Raw genomic sequence first — 23229 nt, 5'->3', positions numbered from 1 at the left:
TTCTCCTAGAATTTCAGCATGGCGCCGGCGTCGACCTTGAACGGCAGGCCCGTCACATACCGGGACTCGTCCGAGGCCAGGAAACAGACCGCGTTCGAGATGTCCGAAGCCTCGACGTAGGGGATGGGCATTGCTTGCATGGCGGGGAACGCCAGCAGGGCGTCGTCCCGGCTCGGCGCCTCGAGGTCCGGTCGGAATTGTCGGTACATCGGCTCACTGTTGAGCATCGGGGTGTTCACGTTTGTCGGATGAATGACGTTGGCACGGATCGAGTGTGGTGCCAGCTGCGCCGCGAGCCGGAGCGTATAGGAGTCGACCAGCTGTTTGGCGTAGTTGTAACCCGCTCCGCCGGGGCCCTGCGGTCCGCCCGCACCCGGGGGTTGCAATGCGGCGATCAGCCCGCCGACCGACCCCGTGGTGATGATCGATGCGCCGGACGTCAGGTACGGCAGCGCGGCGTGGACGGTGTTGACGACGCCGATGAAGTCGACATCGAAGGCATCGGCGAAGGCCTGAACCGGCAGATGAGCTCCCAGCGGACAGATGCCCGCATTGGCGACGACCACGTCGAGTTTGCCGAATTCGGCGACCGCGTTGGCAAGTTCGCGGCTTATCGCCGCCCGGTCGCGGACGTCGACCTCGGCGGTGTAGGCCTTTCGGCCGGTCTTCTCCACCTCCAGACAGGCTTCTTCGAGATCACGCGATGTCGCCAGCGCGTACTCGTTGGTCTCGATGTCGTGACAGATGTCGAAGAGGATGATGTCAGCACCCTCCTCGGCCAGCTTGACGGCGTGGCTGCGGCCCTGACCGCGGGCGCCTCCGGTAATCAGAACGACTTTGTCCTCAACTCGACCCATGGTCAAGATGTCTCCTTCCGATTGGATTGGCATTGCGAGAGTTTCAACCTGCTCCGGCCGGTTGAACGGTCGGCACGCCAAGGTCCTCGAGCATTGCGATCAGACGGCGCCGGTCGACCTTGAGCGCCGCTCCACGAGGCAACTCGTCGACGACGAAGATGCGGGCCGGTACCTCGTAGGGCGTCAGCGTGGTCCGGCAGTGCTCGCGCAGACTTTCGGGATCGGCTGCGGCGCCGCTGCGCAACTCGACAGCCGCAACGGGGACATGACCCAATCGCCGGTCCGGTATCGGTGCTACGGCGGCGTCGGCGACAGCCGGGTGCGCTCGCAATGCCCGGACCACGGTCTCCGGCGCCACCTTGAAGCCGCCGCGGATGATCACGTCGTCGGCGCGGCCGTCGATGTACAGGAAGCCTTCGGCGTCGAGATGCGCCAAGTCGCTTGTGGTGACCCAGGATCCACCCGAACTGCCGGCCTGGGGTGTGGCGACCTGCAGCCTGCCGCTTACCCCCGGGCCGAGCGCAGCGCCGTCATCGTCGACGACCTGCAGCCGCACCCCAGGGAAGGCTCGTCCGACGCTGCCCTTCTTGTCGGTCCATCGAGTGTGGAAGTCCTTGACCGTCCACCCGGCGACCGCGCCGGAGAACTCGGTCGCTCCATAGATGACCAGGATGGGGATCTCGTACCGCTCGTAGAATGCCTCGACCAGTTCGGGGTCGACGTGGCTGGTGCCCGCGTTGATGGCGCGGATGCTCGACAGATCCTCGCGCGGGATGTCGGAGTCGAGCACTGACCGGATGGCCGCAGGCGGCAGTCCGGCGACGGCAGGCCGGTGCTCCTTGATCGCGGCGTGCCATCCCGGCACGGTGAAGCGGTCGAGCATCGCGACCGGACGGGCCGCAACCAGCGACTGCAACAACGCCCACAGCCCGCCGATGTGCACGATGGGCAATGTCACCATGCCCACGGTGCCCGACAGCGGGGGCTTGGTCCTGGCGTCGGAACGGTCGTTGTGCCGTAACGCCGATGCGAGGGAGGCCTCCAGCTGTGCGCGGGTCAACGGGATGCGCTTCGGGGCGCCTGTCGTTCCCGACGTCAGCATCTCGATCGCCACGGCGGGATCGCCGTTCGTCGCGTCCGTTGTCCCCCGGGCCCGGATGGCGACGGAGGCGGCGTCGAGGCTCCAGCCGGTTGCGCCGAGTTCGGTGACGGCGCGGCTGAATACGTCCTCGGACCACAGTGCCGACGGTGCCAGGACGAAGGAAACCTGCGCCGCAGCGAGGTCGGCGCTCAGCCGCTCCGGCGGCTGTAGCGGACTGATGGTCACCAGCGTGCGTCCGCCCCGGAAGATCGCGATGAGTGCCGCGACGGACTCCGCCCGATTGCCCAGCACGACGGCGACCCTGCCACCTGTGCCGCATCCCGCCGCGGTCAACTCCCGGTCGATCTGCTCGGTCAACGAGCGGACGGACCCCCACGCGACCCAACGTGCATCGCACTGCACCATGCGGGCACCGTCGTCGGCGTCCCAGAGCCGTCCCAGCGCGTCGTGAATGCTCGTCATCGTTGCTTTCCGAATCGGCCCTCGCGGCGAAAGCCTGTCAACTGAACCTAGAGGACATGGTTTACTAGGTCAACTTAGTAGAAGGGGCTGCCATGGACTTCGGGTTGACCGACGAACAGGACCAACTCGCCGCGGCCGAGCGTGCCTGGCTCACCCGGAACGACCCCATCGCCAGAGTCCGCGCGACACTGGACTCGGCTACCGTCACCGTCGATCCCGCAGCGCTCGCGCATGCGGCGGAGTCGGGCCTTTTGGCGCTCCTCACTCCCGAAATGGGCGGCAGCCACGTGGATCTCGCGGTCGTGGCCGAGGCGCACGGATACGCGGCGAGCTCGCTGCCCGTCGCCGATGTGAGCATCGCGGCATGGCTTCTCGACCACGTCGACTCGCCCGCCGACGACGGCGAGCTGACCGGATTGGCGCTCGGTCCCGACGCCAGTCTCGATGGCGATGCGCTGCGGCTGGCTGGTGTCACCCGTCCGGTGCCGATGGCCGCCGACATGGACTCCGTCGCGGTAACCGGCGTCGTCGACCACCGGGAGTACCTCGTCGTCGTGACGCCCCCGACGACGACCGCCTTGGCGACACTGGATCTCACCCGGTCGTGGGCGCGGCTGCGCCTCGACGTGACGAGCGACGAATGGACGGAGTTGCCCCAGGGAACGGTCGCCCTGCTGCGCGATGCGCTGGCGGTACATCGGGCGTTCGACGCGCTGGGCGCGGCGGCCCGACTGCTCGACATGACGGTGTCCTACGCCGGGCAGCGCGAACAGTTCGGTGCGCCCATCGGCTCGTTCCAGGCGGTCAAGCATCACTGCGCCGACATGGTGGTCGCTGTCGAAGCGAGCAGGGCGGCATTGTGGGCCGCGGCGCTCGCGCTGGACACCGCATCGGTGGCCGCGCGATCCCGCGCCGCATCCGCAGCGGCGGCATATGCGAAGTCGGCAGCCGCCAAGGTGGCCGGTACGGCGCTGCAGGTGCACGGCGGCATCGGCTTCACCTGGGAGCACGATCTGCATTTGTTCCTGCGCCGGATCAAGGTCGACGAGGCCTTTGACGGCACCGTCGCCGAGCATCGTGCGGCGTTGGTCACCGCCTGAAGCTCAACGACGGTCGCGCGGCAGCGCCAAGCCCCGCTCGGCGATCAGATTGCGCATGATCTCCGAACTGCCGCCCGCGATGGTGTATGCACGGGCGTAGAGCCACTCGTCCTGCCAACGACCGCCGTCGAGGACGTCCGGGTCGCCCTCCACCAACACGCCTGCCTCGCCGCCGAGTTCGACGGCGAAGCGCGCGATCTCGAGGTTGAGCTCGCTGAACATCAGTTTGGCCATCGCGCCGTCGTGCATGCGTTCGGTACCACGGAGCCAACGCGTGAGGTTGGCGTACGTCAGCGCCGACAGCGCCTCCACCTCGGCGCTGAACTCACCGATCCGATCCCGAACCCGATCGCTGTCGATCGCGGGGCGACCGTCAACGGTGACGCGCGAGGCGAGGGCGACCAGTCCGTCAATAGCCAGCCTCAGCTTGACGACGGCGGCGCCCACGCTGGTGCGTTCGTGCCCCAGCGTGGCGTTCGCGATCGCCCAGCCCTGCCCCGGTACTCCGATGATTGCCTTGGCAGGCACCTCGACGGAATCGAAGAAGATCTCGTTGAAATCCGAGGTACCCGTCAGCTCGCGCAGCGGGCGGACCGTGATGCCCGGGCTGGACATGTCGAGGACGAACGCACTGATGCCCTTGTGCTTGGGGGCGTCGGAATCGGTGCGCGCCAACAGATATCCGTAATCGGCCCAATGCCCGTCAGTGGTCCACACCTTCTGGCCGTTGACGGTGTACGTATCACCGTCGAGCACCGCGCGGGTGCGCAGCGACGCCAAGTCACTTCCCGCACCGGGCTCGCTGAACAGTTGGCACCACAGCTGTCGACCCGCCCGGATCTCGGGCAGATGCCTGCGGCGCTGCTCATCGGTTCCGTAGTGGATGAGCGCATGCGATGCCAGCGCGTTGCCGCTCGGCACGCCTGGCGCAGCGGCCCGAGCGAGCTCCTCGCCGACCACGATGGCGTGTTGCACGGAGCGGTCGTCGCGGCCGCCGAACTCCGCGGGCCAGTCCGCGCCGACGTAGCCGGCCTTGAACAGGCGCGCCGTCCAGTCCTGAAGCGCCTTGAGCTCGGCTTCGTTCTCGGCGCTACGCACGCCCGCCCGCGGGGGTATGGGGGGTGCATGCTCCGAGATGAAGGCGCGTACCTCGGCGCGGAAGGCCTCCAAGTCGGGACCCATGCCGTATTCCACGTTGCCGTCTTCCTGTTCGATGTGACGTCTTAGCGGCTCAGCGTCAACAACTCGCCGGCGGCCCGGTCGCGCAGCGCGTCGGCGCGTCCGATCAGCACGGCGTTGGTCCGAGCGCGGCGCAGCAGAAGATGAACCGGGTGCTCCCAGGTAAAGCCGATGCCGCCGTGGATCTGCAGCGCACCCTCGGTGGCCATCACCCCGGCGTCGAGCGCGGCCGCGGCGGCCAGATCCGCCAGGTATCCCGACTCCTCGAGGTCGGCCTCGGCCGCGGCGAGCACCTGGCTGCGCGCTCCCTCCAGCGCGACCAACATGTCCGCGCACCGGTGCGAGACCGCCTGGAAGCTGCCGATGGGGCGGCCGAACTGATGCCGTTCGCGTGCCCAGTCGACGGCCAGCGCCAAAGCGCGCGAGCCCACCCCGATCGAGTCCGCGGCTACCGCCAGCACCGCCTGGCGGTAGGCGTCGTGCAGCACCGGGGACACATCGGTCCCGTCGGCCAGCACCTCCCCCGCCGCCCCAGTCAGCGTCACGGCACCGATGGTGCCGGTCAGGTCGAGCGGTTGATGGGCCGCCACATTGACACCGTCGGCAGCCGCGTCGACGGCTACCAACACCTCGCCGGCGCCGCCGGCGACGCGAGCCAGTACCACCAACACCTCGGCCTGCGGTGCTCCCGCAACGATCGGGACCACACCGTTAAGGTCCGACCCGTTCCACTCGGGCAGCTCAGGACCGCTGGCCACCCAGCCGCTGTCGTTCACGGCCACGGCGAACGCGGCCGCCGCGCCGCCCGTGATCCGCTGGACCAAAGCCTTTGCCCCGCACTGTAGTGCGACGTCGAGCGCGATCACCGTCGGAACGAGCGGCGCAGGAGCCAACGCCTTGGCGGCTTCCTCAATGGCGGCGTAAAGCAGACGCGGTCGGGCGCCGGCGCCGCCCAGGGATTCGTCCACGGCAAGACCCGGTAGGCCGAATTCGACGAGCGCCGACCATACTTCGGGTTCGGCCGCATCGACGGGACGCTTGCGGTCGAGCAATGCCGCCACGTCCACCTTGGCCCGAAGTGTCGCCGCCAGCACCTGGCGCAGTTCGCGTTCATCCGCCTCGGGCACGGCGAGCGGGGCGCCGGGCGTGACGGCGGCTGCCCGGGTGCCCTCGCCGCGGTGTGACGGCAGTCCGAGCACGCTCTCGGCGATGGTGTTGCGTTGGATCTCCGCGGTTCCCGCGCCGATCGTGGTCGCCCGACTCATCAGGTAGCCGAACGTCCAGCGGCCGTTGTCGACGGCGTCGGGTGCGCGGCTGCCCAGCGCCGCATAGGGACCAGCCGCGCGCAGGGCCAGCGCATGCATGTGCTGCTCGAACTCCGATTTCACCAACCGGTTCACCGATGCCACGCCGCCGGGATCCTCGCCGCGCAACACCGCGGCCAATGCCCGGGCGCTGTTGGCGGCGATGGTGCGAACCCCGGATTCCAGCCGTGCGACGTCCTGACGGACCAACGGGTCGTCGTCGAGCCGTTGGGCGACGACAAGATCGATCACCCGGTCAACCGTGCGCCGGTACTTGAACTCGTCGGCTAGGAAAGCGGTGGCCCGCTCGTGGCCCAGCGATGTGCGCATGATCGACCAGCCCGCGCCCTCATCGCCGACCATGTTCTCAACCGGCACCGTCACGTCGTCGAGAAAGACCTCGGCGAAGTGCGCCGCGCCGCTGATGTCGCGCAGCGGACGCACCGTTATCCCGGGGCTTTTCATCGGGATCAACAGGTAGGTGATCCCGTCCGACGGTTTCGCACCGGAGCTCGTCCGCACCAGCGCGAACATCCAGTCGGCGCGGTCGGCCATCGTGGTCCACACCTTCTGACCCGTCACCCGGTACACGTCGCCGTCGCGGACCGCGCGGGTGGACAGCGACGACAGGTCACTGCCCGCCCCAGGCTCGGAAAACCCTTGACACCAGAACTCATCCGCACGCAGCAACGGTGTCAGGAAACGATCCTTCTGCTGTTGGGTGCCGTGCGCGATGAGCGTCGGGGCGAGGATGAACGACAACGGACACGGATGCGGCGGCGCACCCGCATCCGTGGTCATCCGGTAGTAGTCCAGCTGATCGGCCAGTGACAGGTCGAGTCCGCCGACCTCGCGCGGCCACCCTGGGGCCGCCAATTGGTGGTCGACGAGCTCGGCGTGCCAGGCACGGGCCACCTCGATGCGGTCAGGCTTGTCGCCCGACCGAGCGATGTCGGCCTGGTGACGACGGAAGTCGGCGAGCAGCAACTCGAGCCGAGCACGCCAATCAGCTGTATGCATGACACTCCACAAAGTCAACTTGGTTAACTATGTCAGCAGTGTGCCGGTGATTGCAGCCGATTGGCAAGCTTGCCGTCAGCCTTCTTCGAGGATCAGGGCGATTTCGGGGCATGCGGCCACGCCGTCGCGGGTGAGCTGCTCGTCTTCCGGCCGCACCTCATGCTCCTCGAGGATGGAGTAGCCGGAGTCGTCGATCGGGAACAACTCCGGGTCGACGGCGTAGCACTGGGCGTGGCCCACGCACTTCGACTGCTCAAGCCGAATTTTCATACGACCTCCTTCGCTCGACCATCCGGGCGCACGGTCTCATCCAATCTGACAGCATACGGCTAAAGCTTTAGCTATTTTGAGAGGTGAGTACGCAGCTTCAATTCTGACAGTAGTGTCATACTATTGATCGGGCATACATGGCTGTTTACGACATATATGAGAGCGATCGACCCGCACGGTTCACTTGATTCTGACCATTACGTCCGGTAAGAAACTGCAATGACATCCGCGCTCAACGACGAAGAGACCATGCTGGTCGATACGGTCCGGACCTTCATCGACCGCGACGTCAAGCCCACGGTCCGCGAAGTCGAGCACGCAAACGAGTACCCGGAAGCGTGGATCGAGCAGATGAAGCGGATCGGGATCTTCGGTCTTGCCGTGCCTGAGGAATACGGCGGTTCGCCGGTGTCGATGCCCTGCTACGTAGAAGTGACCGAGGAATTGGCCCGCGGCTGGATGAGCCTGGCCGGCGTGATGGGCGGGCACACCGTGGTCGCGAAGCTGATCTCGTTGTACGGCAACGACGAACAGCGACAAAAGTATCTACCGCGCATGGCGAGCGGGGAGATGCGGGCCACGATGGCGCTCACCGAACCTGGTGGCGGTTCGGACCTGCAGGCGATGACGACCACCGCACTAGCCGAGGATAACCAGCTGGTGATCAACGGCGCGAAGACCTGGATCAGCAACGCCCGCAGGTCCGGCCTCATCGCACTGCTGTGCAAGACCGATCCTCAAGCCGCGCCACGCCATAAGGGCATTTCGATCGTCCTGGTCGAACACGGTCAGGGCCTCACCGTCTCGCGCGACCTCCCCAAGCTGGGATACAAGGGCGTGGAGAGTTGCGAGCTGTCATTCGACGACTGCCGCGTGCCGGCCTCGGCGATCCTCGGAGCCACGCCGGGCAGAGGATTCGCGCAGATGATGAAAGGCCTTGAGACGGGCCGTATTCAGGTGGCGTCGCGGGCCCTGGGCGTGGCGAACGCCGCGCTCGAGGACGCGCTGAAATATGCGCAGGAGCGGGAGACCTTCGGGCAGCCAATATGGAAGCACCAGTCCGTCGGGAACTATCTGGCCGACATGGCAACCAAACTGACCGCGGCACGCCAGCTCACCCGCTACGCCGCAGAGAAGTACGACAGCGGCGAACGCTGCGACATGGAAGCCGGAATGGCGAAGCTGTTCGCATCGGAGGTGGCCATGGAAATCGCGCTCAACGCCGTCCGAATCCATGGCGGCTACGGCTATTCCACCGAATACGATGTCGAGCGCTACTTCCGCGACGCCCCTCTCATGATCGTCGGCGAAGGAACCAACGAGATACAGCGCAATGTCATTGCCGCGCAGTTGGTCTCGCGGGGCAGGCTCTAGGCATCAGACGCTGGCAAGTTGCCGATCGGCCGCTCTCACCCGCGGGAAGTTGAGCATCCGGCGGGCGTTCTCCTCGACAATCAGCGCGCATTCGTCGTCGGGCACGCCTGCGAGCACCTCAGCAGCCCGCTTGCGCGAGTTCGGCCAGTTGGAATCGCTGTGCGGGAAGTCGATCTCGAGCATGATCCGGTCGATGCCGATGCTGTGCCGGTTCTTCAGCCCGTGCTCGTCGTCGATGAAACAGCCCCAGAAGTGCTTGCGGAACAAATCCGACGGACGGGTGTCGAAGTCGATGTTCTGGTAGTAGCGATGCCGCTCCCAGACGTAGTCGGTCCGCTCGAGGATGTAGGGCACCCAGCCGATGCCACCTTCAGCCAGTGAGATCTGTAGATCGGGGAACTGTTGCAGCTTGCCCGAGAACAGCAGATCGACCGTGCTCCACATCAGGTTCGTGGAGAACAGTGCCGTCGCAACCGCGAAGGGTGCGTCGGGCACCGCCATCTGACCCGGGATCGGCTTGATCGTGGAGAACGAGAAGCCCGGCACGAAGGAGCCGGAGCCGAAGTGCAGCGACACCGGCATCTTGGTCTCGGAGCAGACCTCCCACAGCCCGTTCCAGTGGTCTGAGTGAAACGACGGGAGCCCCAGCGGCACAGGGCTATCCGGAAACGAGATGGTTTTGGCGCCCTTGGCGGCCACCCGCTTGGCCTCCGCGATGCAGGCGTCGATGTCCCAGGTCGGCAGAATCGCCAGCGGGATGTAGCGCTCAGGCGCGGTGGCACACCACTCGTCGATGTAGAAGTCGTTCCACGCCTTCACGCACAGCAGCGCCAGGTCCTTGTCCTCGGCACGCTGGAACGTGCCGCCGCCGAATCCGGGGAATGACGGGAAGCACAACGCCGACTGCACACCATCGAGGTCCATGTCGGCGACCCGCGCGACCGGATCGTAGCAGCCCGGAATCATGTCCTCGTAGCGGACGGGATCCAGGCCCCACTCCTCCGGCGGTTTGCCGGCGACCGCGTTCAGGCCGATGGTCGGGAAGACCTGCCCGTCGTAGTGCCACAGGTGCATACCGTTTTCCTCGACGATGCGCGGGCCCTGCTCGAGGTACTTCTGCGGCAACCGGTCCTGCCACACCCGCGGGTGCTCGACCAAGTGGTCGTCAACGGACACGATCTGGTGGTCATCCTGAAGCGGCATGATGCTCCTTCGCATCTGGCGATCTGTCGTACTTTTTCTGACGTACCGTCTTGTTTTCTGACGGTTCGTCTCACAGACTATATGACGTACGCCACATTCGTCTAGCAGTTGAGAGGCGCGACATGGAATCCACGGACCGACCCGCCGACGACGCAGGCCGGGACAAGGTCGATGAAGACGACCACGACCTGTTGACCTTCGGCGAAGCGGGTGAACGGCTTCGAATCGAGATCGCCGAGGCCGCGCTCGAGGTGGGACGCCTGCGGCAATCCGGGCCGGTTGAGACGCTCGAGAAGGCCCAGGCACGCCTCGGAGCGCTGCGGTCGGCCGCCGCCCGCAACACCGCGCAGCCCATCAACGACGCCAACTTCGAGAAATTCTTCGGCTATCCCGGCAAGGCCAAGCGCAACCTGCCCGGAGCTCCGTCGGTCCCATGACAACCGCGTCGACTTCTCCCATGGCCAGCTCTCCGGTCAGGCTGCGGCGCCCCGGCTATGCCCCCGCGGCCAATGCCGGCGTGGGGCGCCGCGGCCTGCACACGCGCGACCGCATACTCGGGCGCGCCGCAGAGGTGTTCCTGGCCAACGGATTCCACGCCACCTCGCTTGACGCCATCGCCAAGGCGGCCCGCGCCTCGCGTGCCACCGTCTATCAATACTTCGCGGGTAAGGAGGAGATCTTCGGCGAATTGAGTGCATTGGCCGAGCGCGATGTGCTGGCCCACGGCGAACACCTCAGTGGACTCGGCCCGACGGTCGACGGGATGAACGCGCTGCACCGCTGGCTAGTCGAATGGGCGGACATCTACGACTCCCACGCCGCAGTGTTCGCCGAATTTCCGGGCATCGGCACGGCCACCGGGTTGTCCGTCATCGATGCCAGCTCGGCCGCCGACCAGTTCCATCAGACAGTCACCGATCGGCTGCGGCGGACGCGCCTGGGGGATCTGGAAGCCGACGATGCGGCCGCAGCACTGGGGCGCATCCCCCACATGGTTCATCTCTACCGGTACCGGGCCATGTTCCCGTTGCCCGCTCGCGCGACCGTGACGTGGTCGTTGACCGTTGCGCTTCAGCTGATGCTGTTTCCCGAGACCCCGGCCGAGGTGCTGCAGGCGGTAGCACCGCAGGTAACAAACGGCTGCGCGCGAACCGCGCCCCTCGACAGTGCCGCGGCGACACCGGCGGCCATCGAGGCGGCGGGCTCGCCGATTCCACAGGATGTGCTGTCGGTCAGCTCGTCGTTGTTCGCCGAACGCGGCTACTACGCCATCGGCATGGAGGAGATCGCGGCCGCCGCCGAGGTCAGCCGCGCGACCTTGTACCGGCACTTCAGCACCAAGGACAAGATCCTGGCCGAACTGACCCGCCGAGCGGTCGCCGAGATCGAGGAGCACGCCGCCGCCCTGCCCGCCATGGCCCCGGATTCGCTGACCGAGTGGATGCTTGGCTACGTCCGATTCCATCGCACCTACCGGGGTGTGATCCGGGCGTGGTTCGACGGCACGGTCGCAGAACAGCTCTCTGACGCCGATGTCGACCACGGCATTGGCGCAATTTTCCAAGCGGTTGCCGCGCTCCTGTCCACTGTCGACCTGCCCGCCGGCGTCGACGCCGATGTGGCGGGCGCGGTGTTCGTGGCGGTGCTCGGCCGGATGTCCGAGCCGACGGGGGCAAGCGCGTCGGACAGCGACGAGCGGGCCGCACTGTTGATGGTCAAACTATTGCGCCGTTCGCTCCTCCGCACGGCGTGAGCATGGAAGCTCAGCCGGCAGCCGCCTTGAGGTCGGCCCGCAGTCGCTTCTTGTCCACCTTGCCGCTGGCCAGTACAGGCAGATCGGCGACCAGCACCAGTCGACGAGGCACCTTGTAGCGCGCCAGCCGTTGCCGCACGCCCTCCTGCACCGTCTCCAGGGTCGGCGCAGCACCGCTGCGCGGCACCACGACCGCGCAGACCGCCTCGCCCCATCTGTCGTCGGGCACTCCCACGACCGCGCAGGCGGCCACTCCGTCAACCGCACTGACCGCATCCTCGACCTCGGGCGAATAAATATTCTCGCCGCCGCTGATGATCACATCCTTCTTGCGGTCCATCAGATAGAGCAGCCCGTGCCCGTCTATCCGGCCCATGTCGCCGGTGCGACACCACCCGTCCTGCAGCGTCGCCTGCGTTTCCGCGTCGTCCTGCCAGTAGCCGCGGAACACCGAGTCAGAGCGCACGACGATCTCACCGGTCTGCCCCACGGGAAGGACGCCTCCGTGCTCATCGACCACGCGCACCCGTGTGCCGGGAAACGGGAAACCCACCGAGCTCAGCCGCTCGGCGGCGTCGGGTTCATCGAGGGCGTGGAGTTCGCGCGGAAGTCCGGAGACGATGACTTCGGTCTGCCCGTAGAGGTTGAGGAAGCCCGCATCCGGCAGCACGGCAAGCGCCCGCCGCAGGATGGCCGCGGTCATCGGCGCGGCCGAATAGACCACCGTGCGCACCGATTCCACCGCCGAGCGGTCACTCACCACATCGAGCACTGCCCTGAGCATGACCGGCGCCAGGTGCAGCACCGTGATCCGCTCGTCGGCGATCAACTGCACCGCGTCGGCCGCGTCGAACTGTTGCTGCAGCACTACGGTTCCGCCACGAGCATGTAGTCCGCCGACGATCGCGAGCGCACCGAAATGGAACATCGGCATGTTGATCAGCCCGCGATCGGCGCTGCCGCAACGTATCTCGTTGTTCATCGTCAACACGACCCGGCGCATCTCCCGCTGGCCGAGGACGCAGCATTTGGACGCGCCAGTCGTGCCGCTGGTGAACAGCAGGTAGGCGATGTCGTCGGGCCGGGCCACGAACTCGGGCTCGCCGCTGCGGCCTCCTTCGACGAATTGCTCGTAACCCGTGATTCCGGGCGCAGCCTGTCCGCCGATGGCCACCAGCATCGGCCCCGACGGAATGCCCGCCACGAGATCGGCCATCACCGGTAGGAACTCCTCGGCGCAGAACACGATCGACGGGGCGACGCGGCGCAGCGCATCGGCCATCTCCGTTGGCGAGAGCCGGAAGTTGATGGTGGCCATGATGATTCCGCTGAGTTGGGTGGCCGCGTTCAGCTCGCCGAACTCGATGCTGTTGCGGCTCAACACCGCGATGCGGCCTTGGCGTTTCACCCCGACCGCGGCCATCGCCGACACCAATCGGACTGCCCGGTCCCGTAACTGGGCGTGGGTGACGGTGCGGCGGCCGTGCCGGTAGGCGACGACGCCGGGAAAGCGGACCGCGTTGTCGGTCACGATGTCACCGAGCGTCAGGTCGTCGACCGCGGCCATCGACATAAGCTACCGGCTGCTCAACAGCATCGACCCGGCCACCGGTCCCCCGCCCACACCGACGGCCACCACCTCGGGAGTGCGGGGCGCCTGTCGATCGCCGCCCTCGCCCCACAACTGCACACAGGCCTCGTGCAGGAAGCCCATCCCGTGCAGCCGCCCGCCGGAGAGTTGCCCGCCGCTGGTGTTGATCGGCAGCGACCCGCCCAGCGCGATGCGCGAACCGTCGTCGACGAATTCGCCGACCTTGCCGTGCTCGCAGAAGCCCATCGCTTCCAGCCACATCACGGTGAGGAAGGAGAAGCCGTCGTAAAGCTGGGCCATGTCGACGTCGGCGGGGGTCAGCGTGGTGTGCTCCCACAGCGTGGCCGCCGAATCGTGGGCGGCCATGGTGGTGATGTCGGCGCGCTGATCCCAGGTGGCGCGTTCGAACATGCCCGGCCCGACGGACTCAACCGTCAACGGTTGCCGCGGTAGGCCGTTCGCGGCATCACGGCGCGACACGATCACGGCGGTGGCACCGTCGCAGGGCACGTCGCAGTCATAGAGGCACAGCGGCTCGGAGATCATCCGGGCACCCAGGTAGTCGTCCATCGTCATCGGCTCCCGGTAGACCGCGTCGGGATTACGCCCGGCGTTGGTGCGAGCGTTGATCGCGATGCGGCCCAGGTGCTCGCGGGTCAGGCCGAAGTCGTGCATATAGCGCTGGGCGGGCATCGCCAGCCAGTTCGCCGCCGACAGTGCGCCAAAGGGTGCCGTCCACTCCAGATGGGGCGGCAATTCCCCGCCGCCGAACAGCACCGACGCCCGGCTGCCGCCGGCCTGCTGCGCGGCGGTGGACTCCCACACCGACCGGTAGACCACGACGTGATTGGCCAAGCCCAGGCTGACCGCCATGCACGCTTCGATCGCCGGGCCGATCTGGCCCGCGGTCTCCATCGCCGAGACGTACCAGCGGGAGCGCAGTCCGAGTGCGTTGCGGACCTCCTGGACGGTGGCCCCGGAGAATCCGGGGTCCGGCACACCCGGCCCCGGGTAGCTGGCGATTCCGTCGACGTCGTCGACGCTCAGCCCGGCGTCGGCGATCGCCCGCAGCACCGCCTCGAGCGTGAGGTCCAGTCCCGTTCGGCCCAGCCGCCGGCCAACCTGGGACTTGCCCGCCCCGGTGAGGACGGCTCTGCCTTCGAACGGGCCCCCGGTCACCAGATGAACCTAGCGATCAGTTCGGCCACCGCGGCTGGTTTGTCGACCCCGTCGATCTCGACGGTGTGACGCACCGTTAGGTTCACGGTGTCGTCGGCGACCTTGGCAGCATCCGCGAGCTCGGACCTGACCCGGATGCGGCTGCCCGCAGTGACCGCGGACAGGAACCGCACCTTGTTCAGGCCGTAGTTGATGCCCATCTTGGCGTTCTCGACGCGATAGTTGTCCTTGCTCACGCCGGGGATCAGCGAGAGCGTGAGGAAGCCGTGCGCGATCGTTGCACCGTAAGGACTTTCGGCCTTGGCCTTCTCGACGTCGACGTGGATCCATTGGTGATCCATGGTTACATCGGCGAAAGCGTCGATCCGGCTCTGGTCGATGTCCACCCACCGGCTGACGCCGAGTTCCTCCCCGATCGTCGCGAGCGCGTCGTCCACGGACTTGATCACCTTCACCGGCCGCTCCTAACGTCGTGTGACCTGACATACCGATATCTATTTAACGGTATAGACTGGGCGCGCTGAAAGGGCGACCAGCCCCGCAATCCGACGATCTTGGGAGACACATGGCCGCAATGACGTCCCGCGCAGCGATCGTGGCCGCTGCCCGCACACCGATCGGAACGGCGCGCAAAGGCACGCTGGCCAACATGCCCGCGATCGAGCTCGCCAAGCCCGTCGTCGCGGCGGTCGTGGATCGGTCCGGCCTTGACGCGGCGGAGTTCGACGACTTGGTGCTGGCCGAGAGCCTGCAAGGCGGCGGCGACAGTGCCCGCTACGTCGCGGTGGACCTCGGGCTGACCGGGATTCCCGGCCTGGCCGTCAACCGCCAGTGTGCGTCCAGCCTCTCGGCGATCGCCGTGGGCGCGGGTCAGATCGCGGCCGGCATGAGCCGCGCCATTTTGGCCGGCGGCATGGAGTCGCTGTCCACCGGACCGATATTGCAGAAGCGCAAGCCCTTCACCACCGGCAAGTCCCCAGAGGACTACGAACAGTGGTTTCCGCTGTCGCATCCGCCGACCGCGGACGCACCAGCGCTGGATATGTCCATCACCGTCGCGCACAACTGCGCGGTGCAGTATGGCATCACCCGCGAGGCACAGGACGAGTGGGCACTGCGCAGTCACCAACGCGCGGTCAAGGCGATCGACGCCGGCTCATTCGTCGACGAGATCGTGCCGATCCAGGTGCCGCAAGCCGACGGCAGCACGATCACGTTCGCCGAAGACGAGCATCCCCGGCGCGGCAGTTCGATGGAGTCGCTGGCGGCCCTGAAGGTGCTGCATCCCGAGATCGAAGGCTTCACCGTGACCGCCGGCAATTCTTCGGGCATCAACGACGCCGCCGCCGTCGTGGCACTCGCCGCCCCGGACACCGCGAGCGAGGTGCTGGCTCAGATCCTTTCGTGGAGCGCGGTCGGGGTGGCGCCGAAACGCACCGGCAGCGGGCCCATCACCGCCATTCCCAAGGCGCTGGAACTGGCCGGCCGCAAGCTCGAGGACGTCGCACTGTTCGAGATCAACGAGGCGTTCGCCGCGCAGGCGGTGGCGTGCGCCCGCGAACTCGGGCTCAATGAGGACATCGTCAACGTCTACGGGTCGGGCATCAGCCTGGGCCACCCGATCGCCGCAACGGGTGCCCGCATGGTCACCTCGGCGATCTACGAATTGCGCAGGCGCGGCGGCGGAATCGGAGTGCTGTCGATGTGCGCCGGCGGCGGTATGGGTGCCGCGATGGTGATCGAGGTGGCCTGAGATGACCGCATTGATCACCGAGGGACTGTTCCGAGTCGACGGCGACCGCGCGGTGCTTTTTGCGTCGCGCAGGCGTTCAACAGGCGTGGTGAAGTTCCCTGCAGAGCTGCCCGAGCTCTTCGGCGGCGACGCCGAAATCCAGGAGGACATCGAGCCGATCGAATTATCCACCGAGGGAACGCTTTACACCTACACCACGCAGGAGTTCCCACCACCGTTGCCGTACAAAGGCAATCGGGATCCAAAGGTGTTCCAGCCGTACGTGGTGGGCTTCGTCGAGTTGCCCGAGGGCGTGCTGGTCGAGACGCTGATCGTCGACGCGACCCCGGCCGAACTGCGGATCGGCCAGCCGCTCGTGTCCACCACGACTACGCTCGAGACCGCCGACGGCCAGTCACTATTGACCTTCGCGTTCCGACCGGCCGAGGAGAGCTAGAGTCCATCCGGTGACGGACCTGGGCTCCCCGCCCTTCGGGCTGCATCCATTGCACGGCGTGCATGAGCCCACGACCGGCAATCCCTTGCGTCGTCCCCGGTCCGCGCGCCGGACCACGTCGATCGACATGACGCGCGACGAGGGCTCGTTGGACCCGGTGTATCTGAACGGGCGGGCGCGCGATCTGTGGACGGCGGCCGACGGAACGGTGACCGAGCTCGGCTCCGCGACGCTCTCGGCCACTATCGAGCTGATCGCCCGCGTCGTGCGTCACGTCGAGGTGACGCCACCGGTCGCCGCGATGTCCCGGCTGGCGGGCGCGCCCGCGATGCGCGGGTTCCGCGCCGCGGCCGACAAGGCGGCTCCCGAGCTGCGGCGGGCATGCGATCTGCGCTACACGCTGCTCGACGACGTTCCCGTCGCCACGCTGATATCCGGTCATGCGCTCTCGGCGTCGAACCTGCTCGGGGACGTCGCGAAGTCCGGGTACCTGCCGGTCGCCGACCAGTGTGCGGGCTTCGCGAGCGGCGGGCTGCTGCTGACGTCGTTCGAGGCGGGCGATCCCGTGATCGTCACCGGCCCGGAGGCTCCCGACCTCGATCACGGCCAAGATCCAGGGGACCCTTGGGCGTGGCACCAAGTGGCGGCGTTGCCGCGCCACGCCATGCGCCGCAGACGGCGCATCGACGTCCATGAAGAAAAGCGCCGGGCGAGTCGGCATCGATGCGATGTTCCGCGACACCTACGTGCGAAGCGACGGGGTGGAGACGATCATCCACGAGTACACCCTGGTCGCCGTCGTGGATGCCGAGACCGGCGTCATCGTCGATTCGCGGGCCACACCTCGGGTGCTGCCCTGGCAGGAATGCCCGGGAGCCGTCGCCAGCGCTGAGCGAATCGCCGGAATGACGTTGCAGGACTTGCACTTCCGAGTCCGACAGGAACTGTTCGGTACCAGCACCTGCACCCATCTCAATGATCTGCTGCGCAGCGTCGCCGATGCTGAGGCGCTGATCGAACGGGTGGGCTAACGACGGCTTCGTCGCTTATCGTCGAACCTCCGTTGGCCTGGACGGTCATGCGTTGGCGAACGAGAACGTCAGCGTGCGGCTAACTGTCAGCGTGGCCACGTCATCCGACGCGGGTGGCCATGTCACCGTTCCCTGACAGATCACACCGCGAATGTCCCGATAGGCGGTGAAGGTGTCGGCCACTACGCAGGCCTGGATCTCAGCGCGTTGCGTGGCGTCGCCGTTCACGCCGTCAGCGGTGACGGCGATTGTGGCGGAGTCGAAGTCGACCACCCGCGCCGGTAGGGCCAGCAACTGGCCGTCGGCGTCGACGACACAGATCGCGCCGGTCGGCCCCTGCGCCAAGAACTCGGCTAGTTCGTCCTCGGCCATGGAAACCGGGCCGCCACTGCGCGGACTAGGCACGTCGATCGGGGAGATCGGCGGCGCGGACCTCGGTGAGCGTCAGACCGATGAAGCACCGCTTGCCGCTGAGAAGGCGGTCGCGGACCTTCGTCACCACCGAGTCGGGCACGCGTTGATCCCGTGAACTTTCGCCGATGAGTTCGTCGACTTCGGCTGCGGACGGTTGGTAGACGTGCGCGAGGCCACAAACGGAGACCCAACCCTCGTCGTCGCCGATCAAGCATGCGACCTCGGGAGCCGAGCGTAGGTGTTGGACCTTGGCGCTCTTGGCATAGGTGGCGAAGTAGAGGCAGCGGGTGGCGGAGCGATAGGCAACGGAGCGCATTGCATAGCCGATGGGGCGTTGGGCGCCGTCGCGGCAGAAGAGAAATGCGCGGTGGTTGGCACGGATGAACTCGACCACGTCCGGCGCGTCGAGCGACAGCGGCGTCACGACGCGAGAGGCGTTGCCATCGCGACGATCATCTCCGCGACCACCGCGATCATTTCGTCGCGGTCGACGGCCACGGTCTGCCGGTGCACTGTGTGCCAGGCTCGGTCCAGCAGCCCCATCACCGCGACGCCGATGACGTCCGGTGAGTGGGCGCCGTTTCCGGCGATCGCCTGGCCAAGCTTCCACGACGCCCGAGTCACCATGCGGTTGCGCGAGTTTCGAAAGTCGTCGTCGTCGGGCGCCGAGTGCGCAGACGCGAGCACGAAGGCGCCGTGGTGGTCCATGTAGTCGAAGTAGTGGCCGACCCAGGCCCGGATGTCGGCCGGACCGAACGGTTCGCCGGCCTCGGCCCACTCGGCGATGACGGCGAGGGCCTCGCGGTAGGCGTTCTTGCCGAGGACGTTGAAGATCTCGCGCTTGTCCTTGAAGTAGGTGTAGAAGCCGGCCCGAGAGATGCCGCACGCTTCGGTGATCGCGTTGATCGGCGTGCCCGCATAGCCGCGTTCCAGAAAGAGACGACGGCTGGCGTTCAGGATCGCCGAGCGGGTGCGCGCACCGCGGGTGGCGTCCAGTTGCCGTTCGGGCGAAGCCGAGGTCACCGTCATGCGGCGACTTTATATGACAGTATCGTCAACTGCAATCACCGCTGCTCAAGTATTATTCATCGCGTAGGACTATACATACTTGACACAACTGTCAGATTCCGCCAAGCTCTTAAACGAGCCGTATGTCGAGTAGCGAGAGGCACAACGATGACGCAGTTCACCGAGGCACCGATCTTCGATGCCGATCAGCACATGTACGAGACGCCTGATGCGCTGACGAAGTATCTGCCCAAGCAGTTCCAGCCGAAGGTGCAGTTCGTCCAAATCGGCAGGCACACTCGCATCGCGATCCTGAACAAGATCACCGACTACATGCCGAACCCGACGTTCGAACGGGTCGCGGCCCCCGGGGCGCACGAGAAGTTCTACTCCGGCCAGAACCCCGAGGGTCTGTCGATGCGGGAGATGTCCGGCCGCGGCATCGACACGCCGCCGGGAGCGCGCAACCCCGAGGACCGGATCGCCGAACTCGACCGCCAAGGGGTCGACTCGTGCCTCAACTACCCGACACTGGCCAATCTGGTCGAGCATTCGGCCGCCGAGGATCCCGACCTGACGGTGGCGATCATCCACGCCCTGAACCAGTGGATGCTCGAGCATTGGGGCTTCAGCCACGCCAACCGGGTTTACTCGACGCCGGTGCTCAACCTCGGCATCGTCGACGAAGCCCGTCGCGAACTCGCCTACATCCTGGACAACGGCGCCAAGGTCGCACTGATCAAGCCGGCGCCGGTGAACGGCTACAAGGGGTGGCGCTCCCCCGCGTTGCCCGAGTTCGACCCGTTCTGGCGCGACGTCGAGGACGCTGGGCTGCCAATCGTGTTGCACGCCAGCCAACCTCCGCTGCAGGAGTACATCGACAAGTGGGAGCCGCCGTCGACCAGTAGCGCGTTCGAGATGTCGGCATTCAAGTGGACGGCGCTGGGTCACCGCGAGATCGCCGACATGTTGACAAGCCTGATCTGCCACGGCACGTTGACCCGGTTCCCGAAGCTGCGCATCGCCAGCGTGGAGAATGGCAGCGCGTGGATCAAGCCGCTGTTCGACGATCTGCAGTCGACGTACAACAAGATGCCGCAGAACTTCCCCGAGCACCCGCACGAAGTGTTCCGCCGCAACGTCTGGGTCAGCCCGTTCTGGGAGGGCTCCGTGGCCGACGTCGTACAGACCGTCGGATGGGACAAGGTGATGTTCGGCTCGGACTGGCCGCATCCCGAAGGCCTGGCCGAGCCCAAGCGTTATTGGCAGTACGCCGAGGGCATGGACACCCGCCGCACGTACGACTTCATGGGAGACAACGCTCGTCGCTTCATGGGCCTGCCGCTGGCCAACCCCGATCCGGAGGCCATCAAGCCGCCCGCACTGGCGAACGCCTGAGGCGCTGTCGGTCCATCTCGAGCCGGTCGAGGTCCGCCCCGCCAAGGGACTCGCCGTATCGGTGTGAACCGCCGCTATCACCCAGTCGTCAGTCCTGGCCAGTTCCTGGTTGCAATTTGTAAGCTTGGCTAAGTTCTCGTATACGCTTGCTGGTAGCGCGTTGTACCGAGAGTGGCGAAGGGATCCCGATGGCTAGAACTGACGATGACACATGGGACATCAATGAGAGCGTCGGCGCTACCGCGTTAGGGGTCGCCGGTGGGCGGGCGGCAGAGACCAAAAGCGCCGATCCGCTGATCAGCGATCCCTACGCAAAACTGTTCCTCGAAGCGGCCGGCGACGGCATCTGGCGGGTTTACCTGGACGATGAATTGCCAGCCGAATTGGTCGATGCCGATCCACAATTCGCGGACCGGATGCAGGCGATGCTGGGCTATACCGCGTGCCGGACGAAGTTCTTCGACGACTACTTTCTCGCGGCGGCCCGCGACGGCATCCGGCAGATCGTGATCCTGGCGGCCGGTCTGGACTCACGCGCCTGGCGGCTCGACTGGCCTGCAGGGTGTGTGGTCTACGAGATCGACCAGCCCAAGGTGCTGGCATTCAAGACCGGCACGCTGAAATCTCATGCGGTCAGCCCGGTCGCTTCCCACGTCAGCGTTGGCATCGATCTGCGTCAGGACTGGCCGACGGCGTTGGCGCAGGCCGGGTTTGACGCCTCGGTTCCGACGGCGTGGTCGGCGGAGGGGCTGCTGCCGTATCTCACTGCCGACGCCCAGGACCTGCTGTTCGACCGGATCCAGTCGCTCAGCGCTCCCGGGAGCCGTGTCGCGGTGGAAGCCTTCACCAACGAGTTCTTCAGCCAAGACAGTTTCGCACGTCGCGAGGAGCAGACGGAACGCTATCGGCAGGCCGCAATCAAGCTGGGCGGCAAAGACATCACCGAGTCCGGCAACTTGCTCTACGAGGAAGAACGAACCGAGGTCGTCGACTGGCTGCAAGCGCACGGCTGGACCGTCACGGCTGCGACGAGCGCAGACGATCTGATGGCCGCCAGTAACCGGGCCGTTCCGATCGGCCTCGATGCCGCGGTCCCGGAAAGCGTCTTCGTCGAAGGCCTCCTGCACTGACGCTATCTGACCTCGGCAGGCATCCCAGCCGCGTGACGGATAAGCGCAAACGCGTCGACCATCGCGTCGGTGACCTCGTGGGGATCCTCGAGCGTCGCGTCGTCGGCGAGCACCGAGATGTTGAGTTGATCGACGTAGCTCCAGACGGTGATGTTGACTCCCACACCGAAGGTGAGCGGTCCGACCGAGTAGATCTGCGCGAGTGGGGCGCCCGCGATCCGGCCGAATTGGCGCGGGCCCGGCACGTTCGAGATGGGAACGTTGATCAGCTTGTTGGGCGAGTCGCTGGTCGCGATGCGCCGAAAACCCCACTCCGTCAGGGTTGGTGGTGCGTAGTTGGACCAGCGGCTGACGAGTTCGGACCCAAGCAGCCGAGCGTTCTCCTTGCCGACCGTCGCGCCGACGCGAGCGAGGCGAACCCACTCGAGGGGATCGGTGACCTGCACGGGTAGCGATACCACCACCGTGCCCAGGGCGTTGCCGGAGATCCGTTCCGGCGAGGTGTCGATGCTCATCGGCACCCCACACAACAGGGGCTCAGCGGCGTGGCCGTCGTACTTCAGCAGCAGTGAGCGAAGGGCTCCCGTACCGATGGCCAGCACCATGTCGTTGATCGTGACACCGAGATGCTTGCCGGTGCCCTTGACGTCGGCGAGTGGGAGCGTGGCACTGGCGAAGGTGCGGCCGGCTGTCACGACGTGGTTGAGGAATGTCGCCGGCGGGCGGAAGTTGCGGGCCAGTCCCGGGGCAGATCTGGACTGGCGGCGCACCCGCCGTACTCCCTTGACGGTGTCTCGCAACAGGGCGGGCAGCTCTCGCAGCTGGACGCCGTGATCACGCATCGCGGCTCGGATCAGTTGCCCGTCGGATGGGCGAGGGTCGCGCCGGTAGTTGTCCTTTTCCGGCCATGGGGCATCGGGAAATTCCAGCGCGCGGGACATCAAATTGGCCGACGCGACGCCGTCGGCCAGGGCGTGGTGGACCTTGCCGATGATCGCAAACCGGTTGTCCGCCATGCCCTCCGCGAAATGGAACTCCCACAACGGCCTCCTGCGATCCAGCGGAGTGCTGGCGATCTCTCCGATCGCGGCATCCAGCTCGCGGTGACCACCGGGAGGTCTGATCTGCAGGCGTCGGACGTGGTAGTCGAGGTCGACGTCGCAATTCTCCAGCCACATCGCGCGGTGCAGCCTACGCGGGATGTCGACCAGCTGATAACGCAGCGGTTCGAGCAGGTGCAGTCGCCGCGCCAACGTCCGACGAAAGCGGTCGTACCCGAATCCGTCGGACTCCGACGCGTCGACGATCGCGATCTTCAGCGTGTGCTGGTGCAGGTTTGGAGTCTCGTTGTAGAGAAGCACGGCGTCCCAGCCTCCAAGCCTCTTCACCGCTCCTCCAGGCCCTGCATCGAAGTGAGGGTATTCGGGTACCCACGCCTACAGGACGGATAACATCAAACTATTTAACGACTTCTGCTGGGAGGCGTGTGAACACATCCGACATCGAGTCAGCGGCCGTCGCGAAGTGGGACCCGGAACTCACCGAGCGGTTGATGGGCCTGATCCGGCCGGTAATCAAGGGTTGGCACCGTGCCGAGGTGCGTGGGCTCGAGGACTTTCCGACCGGCGGCGCGCTGGTGGTGGCCAACCATTCGGGCGGGCTGTT

The 23229-nt window shown here is 66.4% G+C and carries 21 protein-coding genes and 2 pseudogenes; 10 read left to right on the top strand and 13 right to left on the bottom strand.

Annotated elements, in window-relative coordinates; genetic code table 11:
• Positions 1–5 precede the first annotated feature (5 nt).
• Both JWP83_RS14860 and JWP83_RS14855 read right to left on the bottom strand, forming a co-directional pair.
• The gene (locus JWP83_RS14860) at positions 6–857 is read right to left on the bottom strand and encodes a mycofactocin-coupled SDR family oxidoreductase (protein WP_297731158.1); all 852 of its coding nucleotides are present in this window, start codon (positions 855–857) and stop codon (positions 6–8) included.
• 43 nt (positions 858–900) lie between these two features.
• Positions 901–2421 carry a class I adenylate-forming enzyme family protein gene (locus JWP83_RS14855; protein ID WP_297731156.1) on the bottom strand — a complete coding sequence of 507 codons (1521 nt, stop codon included), beginning with the start codon at positions 2419–2421 and terminating at the stop codon, positions 901–903.
• A 92-nt stretch (positions 2422–2513) separates the two neighbouring features.
• On the opposite strand from JWP83_RS14855, the gene JWP83_RS14850 reads away from it, so the two are divergent.
• Positions 2514–3521, top strand: coding sequence for an acyl-CoA dehydrogenase family protein (locus tag JWP83_RS14850; protein ID WP_297731154.1), 1008 nt, complete (start codon positions 2514–2516; stop codon positions 3519–3521).
• 3 nt (positions 3522–3524) lie between these two features.
• Here JWP83_RS14850 and JWP83_RS14845 read toward each other — a convergent pair whose 3' ends face one another.
• From JWP83_RS14845 to JWP83_RS14835, 3 genes are all read right to left on the bottom strand, one after another.
• The gene (locus JWP83_RS14845) at positions 3525–4715 is read right to left on the bottom strand and encodes an acyl-CoA dehydrogenase family protein (RefSeq protein ID WP_297731152.1); all 1191 of its coding nucleotides are present in this window, start codon (positions 4713–4715) and stop codon (positions 3525–3527) included.
• 29 nt (positions 4716–4744) lie between these two features.
• Positions 4745–7024 (bottom strand): acyl-CoA dehydrogenase family protein, encoded by a 2280-nt coding sequence (locus JWP83_RS14840; RefSeq protein WP_297731150.1) that lies wholly within the window; start codon positions 7022–7024, stop codon positions 4745–4747.
• Positions 7025–7099: 75 nt separating this feature from the next.
• Positions 7100–7294, bottom strand: a complete 195-nt coding sequence (locus JWP83_RS14835; protein WP_297731149.1) for a ferredoxin — start codon at positions 7292–7294, stop codon at positions 7100–7102.
• 219 nt (positions 7295–7513) lie between these two features.
• On the opposite strand from JWP83_RS14835, the gene JWP83_RS14830 reads away from it, so the two are divergent.
• Positions 7514–8668 carry an acyl-CoA dehydrogenase family protein gene (locus tag JWP83_RS14830; RefSeq protein WP_297731148.1) on the top strand — a complete coding sequence of 385 codons (1155 nt, stop codon included), beginning with the start codon at positions 7514–7516 and terminating at the stop codon, positions 8666–8668.
• A 3-nt stretch (positions 8669–8671) separates the two neighbouring features.
• On the opposite strand, the gene JWP83_RS14825 is transcribed toward JWP83_RS14830, so the two are convergent.
• Complete coding sequence (locus JWP83_RS14825) at positions 8672–9871, bottom strand: amidohydrolase family protein (RefSeq protein ID WP_297731147.1); 1200 nt, start codon at positions 9869–9871, stop codon at positions 8672–8674.
• Positions 9872–9993: 122 nt separating this feature from the next.
• On the opposite strand from JWP83_RS14825, the gene JWP83_RS14820 reads away from it, so the two are divergent.
• Together JWP83_RS14820 and JWP83_RS14815 are read left to right on the top strand one after the other, a co-directional pair.
• Positions 9994–10308: an acyl-CoA synthetase gene (locus JWP83_RS14820; RefSeq protein WP_297731146.1), complete on the top strand. Its 315-nt coding sequence runs from the start codon at positions 9994–9996 to the stop codon at positions 10306–10308.
• 20 nt (positions 10309–10328) lie between these two features.
• Positions 10329–11624, top strand: a complete 1296-nt coding sequence (locus tag JWP83_RS14815; protein WP_297731145.1) for a TetR/AcrR family transcriptional regulator — start codon at positions 10329–10331, stop codon at positions 11622–11624.
• A gap of 10 nt (positions 11625–11634) precedes the next feature.
• Here JWP83_RS14815 and JWP83_RS14810 read toward each other — a convergent pair whose 3' ends face one another.
• Genes JWP83_RS14810 through JWP83_RS14800 form a run of 3 tightly spaced genes read right to left on the bottom strand, consistent with a single transcriptional unit; the run spans position 11635 to position 14849 of the window.
• Positions 11635–13197 (bottom strand): class I adenylate-forming enzyme family protein, encoded by a 1563-nt coding sequence (locus tag JWP83_RS14810; RefSeq protein ID WP_297731144.1) that lies wholly within the window; start codon positions 13195–13197, stop codon positions 11635–11637.
• A gap of 3 nt (positions 13198–13200) precedes the next feature.
• Entirely contained in the window at positions 13201–14394 is a 1194-nt protein-coding gene (locus tag JWP83_RS14805; protein WP_297731143.1) for a thiolase family protein, read from the bottom strand.
• Positions 14391–14849 carry a MaoC family dehydratase gene (locus JWP83_RS14800; protein ID WP_297731142.1) on the bottom strand — a complete coding sequence of 153 codons (459 nt, stop codon included), beginning with the start codon at positions 14847–14849 and terminating at the stop codon, positions 14391–14393. Before JWP83_RS14800 ends, JWP83_RS14805 begins: the two co-directional genes overlap by 4 nt.
• 110 nt (positions 14850–14959) lie before the next feature.
• On the opposite strand from JWP83_RS14800, the gene JWP83_RS14795 reads away from it, so the two are divergent.
• The 3 genes and pseudogenes from JWP83_RS14795 to JWP83_RS31265 all read left to right on the top strand — a co-directional run bounded on the left by JWP83_RS14795 (position 14960) and on the right by JWP83_RS31265 (position 17614).
• Complete coding sequence (locus tag JWP83_RS14795; RefSeq protein WP_297731141.1) at positions 14960–16147, top strand: thiolase family protein; 1188 nt, start codon at positions 14960–14962, stop codon at positions 16145–16147.
• A gap of 1 nt (position 16148) precedes the next feature.
• Entirely contained in the window at positions 16149–16583 is a 435-nt protein-coding gene (locus tag JWP83_RS14790; RefSeq protein WP_297731139.1) for an OB-fold domain-containing protein, read from the top strand.
• Positions 16584–16593: 10 nt separating this feature from the next.
• Positions 16594–17614, top strand: a pseudogene (locus tag JWP83_RS31265) (DUF2889 domain-containing protein).
• A gap of 45 nt (positions 17615–17659) precedes the next feature.
• On the opposite strand, the gene JWP83_RS14780 reads toward JWP83_RS31265, so the two are convergent.
• From JWP83_RS14780 to JWP83_RS14770, 3 genes are read right to left on the bottom strand one after another with little or no spacing between them, the layout of a single operon-like run.
• Positions 17660–17986, bottom strand: a complete 327-nt coding sequence (locus tag JWP83_RS14780; RefSeq protein WP_297731137.1) for a hypothetical protein — start codon at positions 17984–17986, stop codon at positions 17660–17662.
• Positions 17987–18011: 25 nt separating this feature from the next.
• Entirely contained in the window at positions 18012–18452 is a 441-nt protein-coding gene (locus JWP83_RS14775) for a pyridoxamine 5'-phosphate oxidase family protein (RefSeq protein ID WP_297731134.1), read from the bottom strand.
• Positions 18449–19057 carry a TetR/AcrR family transcriptional regulator gene (locus tag JWP83_RS14770; protein WP_297731131.1) on the bottom strand — a complete coding sequence of 203 codons (609 nt, stop codon included), beginning with the start codon at positions 19055–19057 and terminating at the stop codon, positions 18449–18451. The genes JWP83_RS14775 and JWP83_RS14770 overlap by 4 nt, the downstream gene beginning before the upstream one ends.
• A 147-nt stretch (positions 19058–19204) precedes the next feature.
• On the opposite strand from JWP83_RS14770, the gene JWP83_RS14765 reads away from it, so the two are divergent.
• Together JWP83_RS14765 and JWP83_RS14760 are read left to right on the top strand one after the other, a co-directional pair.
• Positions 19205–20434, top strand: a complete 1230-nt coding sequence (locus tag JWP83_RS14765; protein ID WP_297731129.1) for an amidohydrolase family protein — start codon at positions 19205–19207, stop codon at positions 20432–20434.
• 188 nt (positions 20435–20622) lie between these two features.
• Positions 20623–21564, top strand: coding sequence for a class I SAM-dependent methyltransferase (locus JWP83_RS14760; protein ID WP_297731127.1), 942 nt, complete (start codon positions 20623–20625; stop codon positions 21562–21564).
• Between the two features lie 2 nt (positions 21565–21566).
• Here JWP83_RS14760 and JWP83_RS14755 read toward each other — a convergent pair whose 3' ends face one another.
• A complete protein-coding gene (locus JWP83_RS14755; RefSeq protein WP_297731125.1) occupies positions 21567–22952 on the bottom strand; it encodes a wax ester/triacylglycerol synthase family O-acyltransferase in 1386 nt (461 codons plus the stop codon).
• Between the two features lie 98 nt (positions 22953–23050).
• On the opposite strand from JWP83_RS14755, the pseudogene JWP83_RS14750 reads away from it, so the two are divergent.
• Positions 23051–23229: pseudogene (locus JWP83_RS14750) on the top strand (glycerol acyltransferase); the annotation flags it as partial.

The organism is Mycobacterium sp. (assembly GCF_025965855.1).
Lineage (GTDB): Bacteria > Actinomycetota > Actinomycetes > Mycobacteriales > Mycobacteriaceae > Mycobacterium.
Note: the sequence above shows the minus strand (reverse complement) of the source record. Positions and strands in the feature narration are given on the sequence as shown.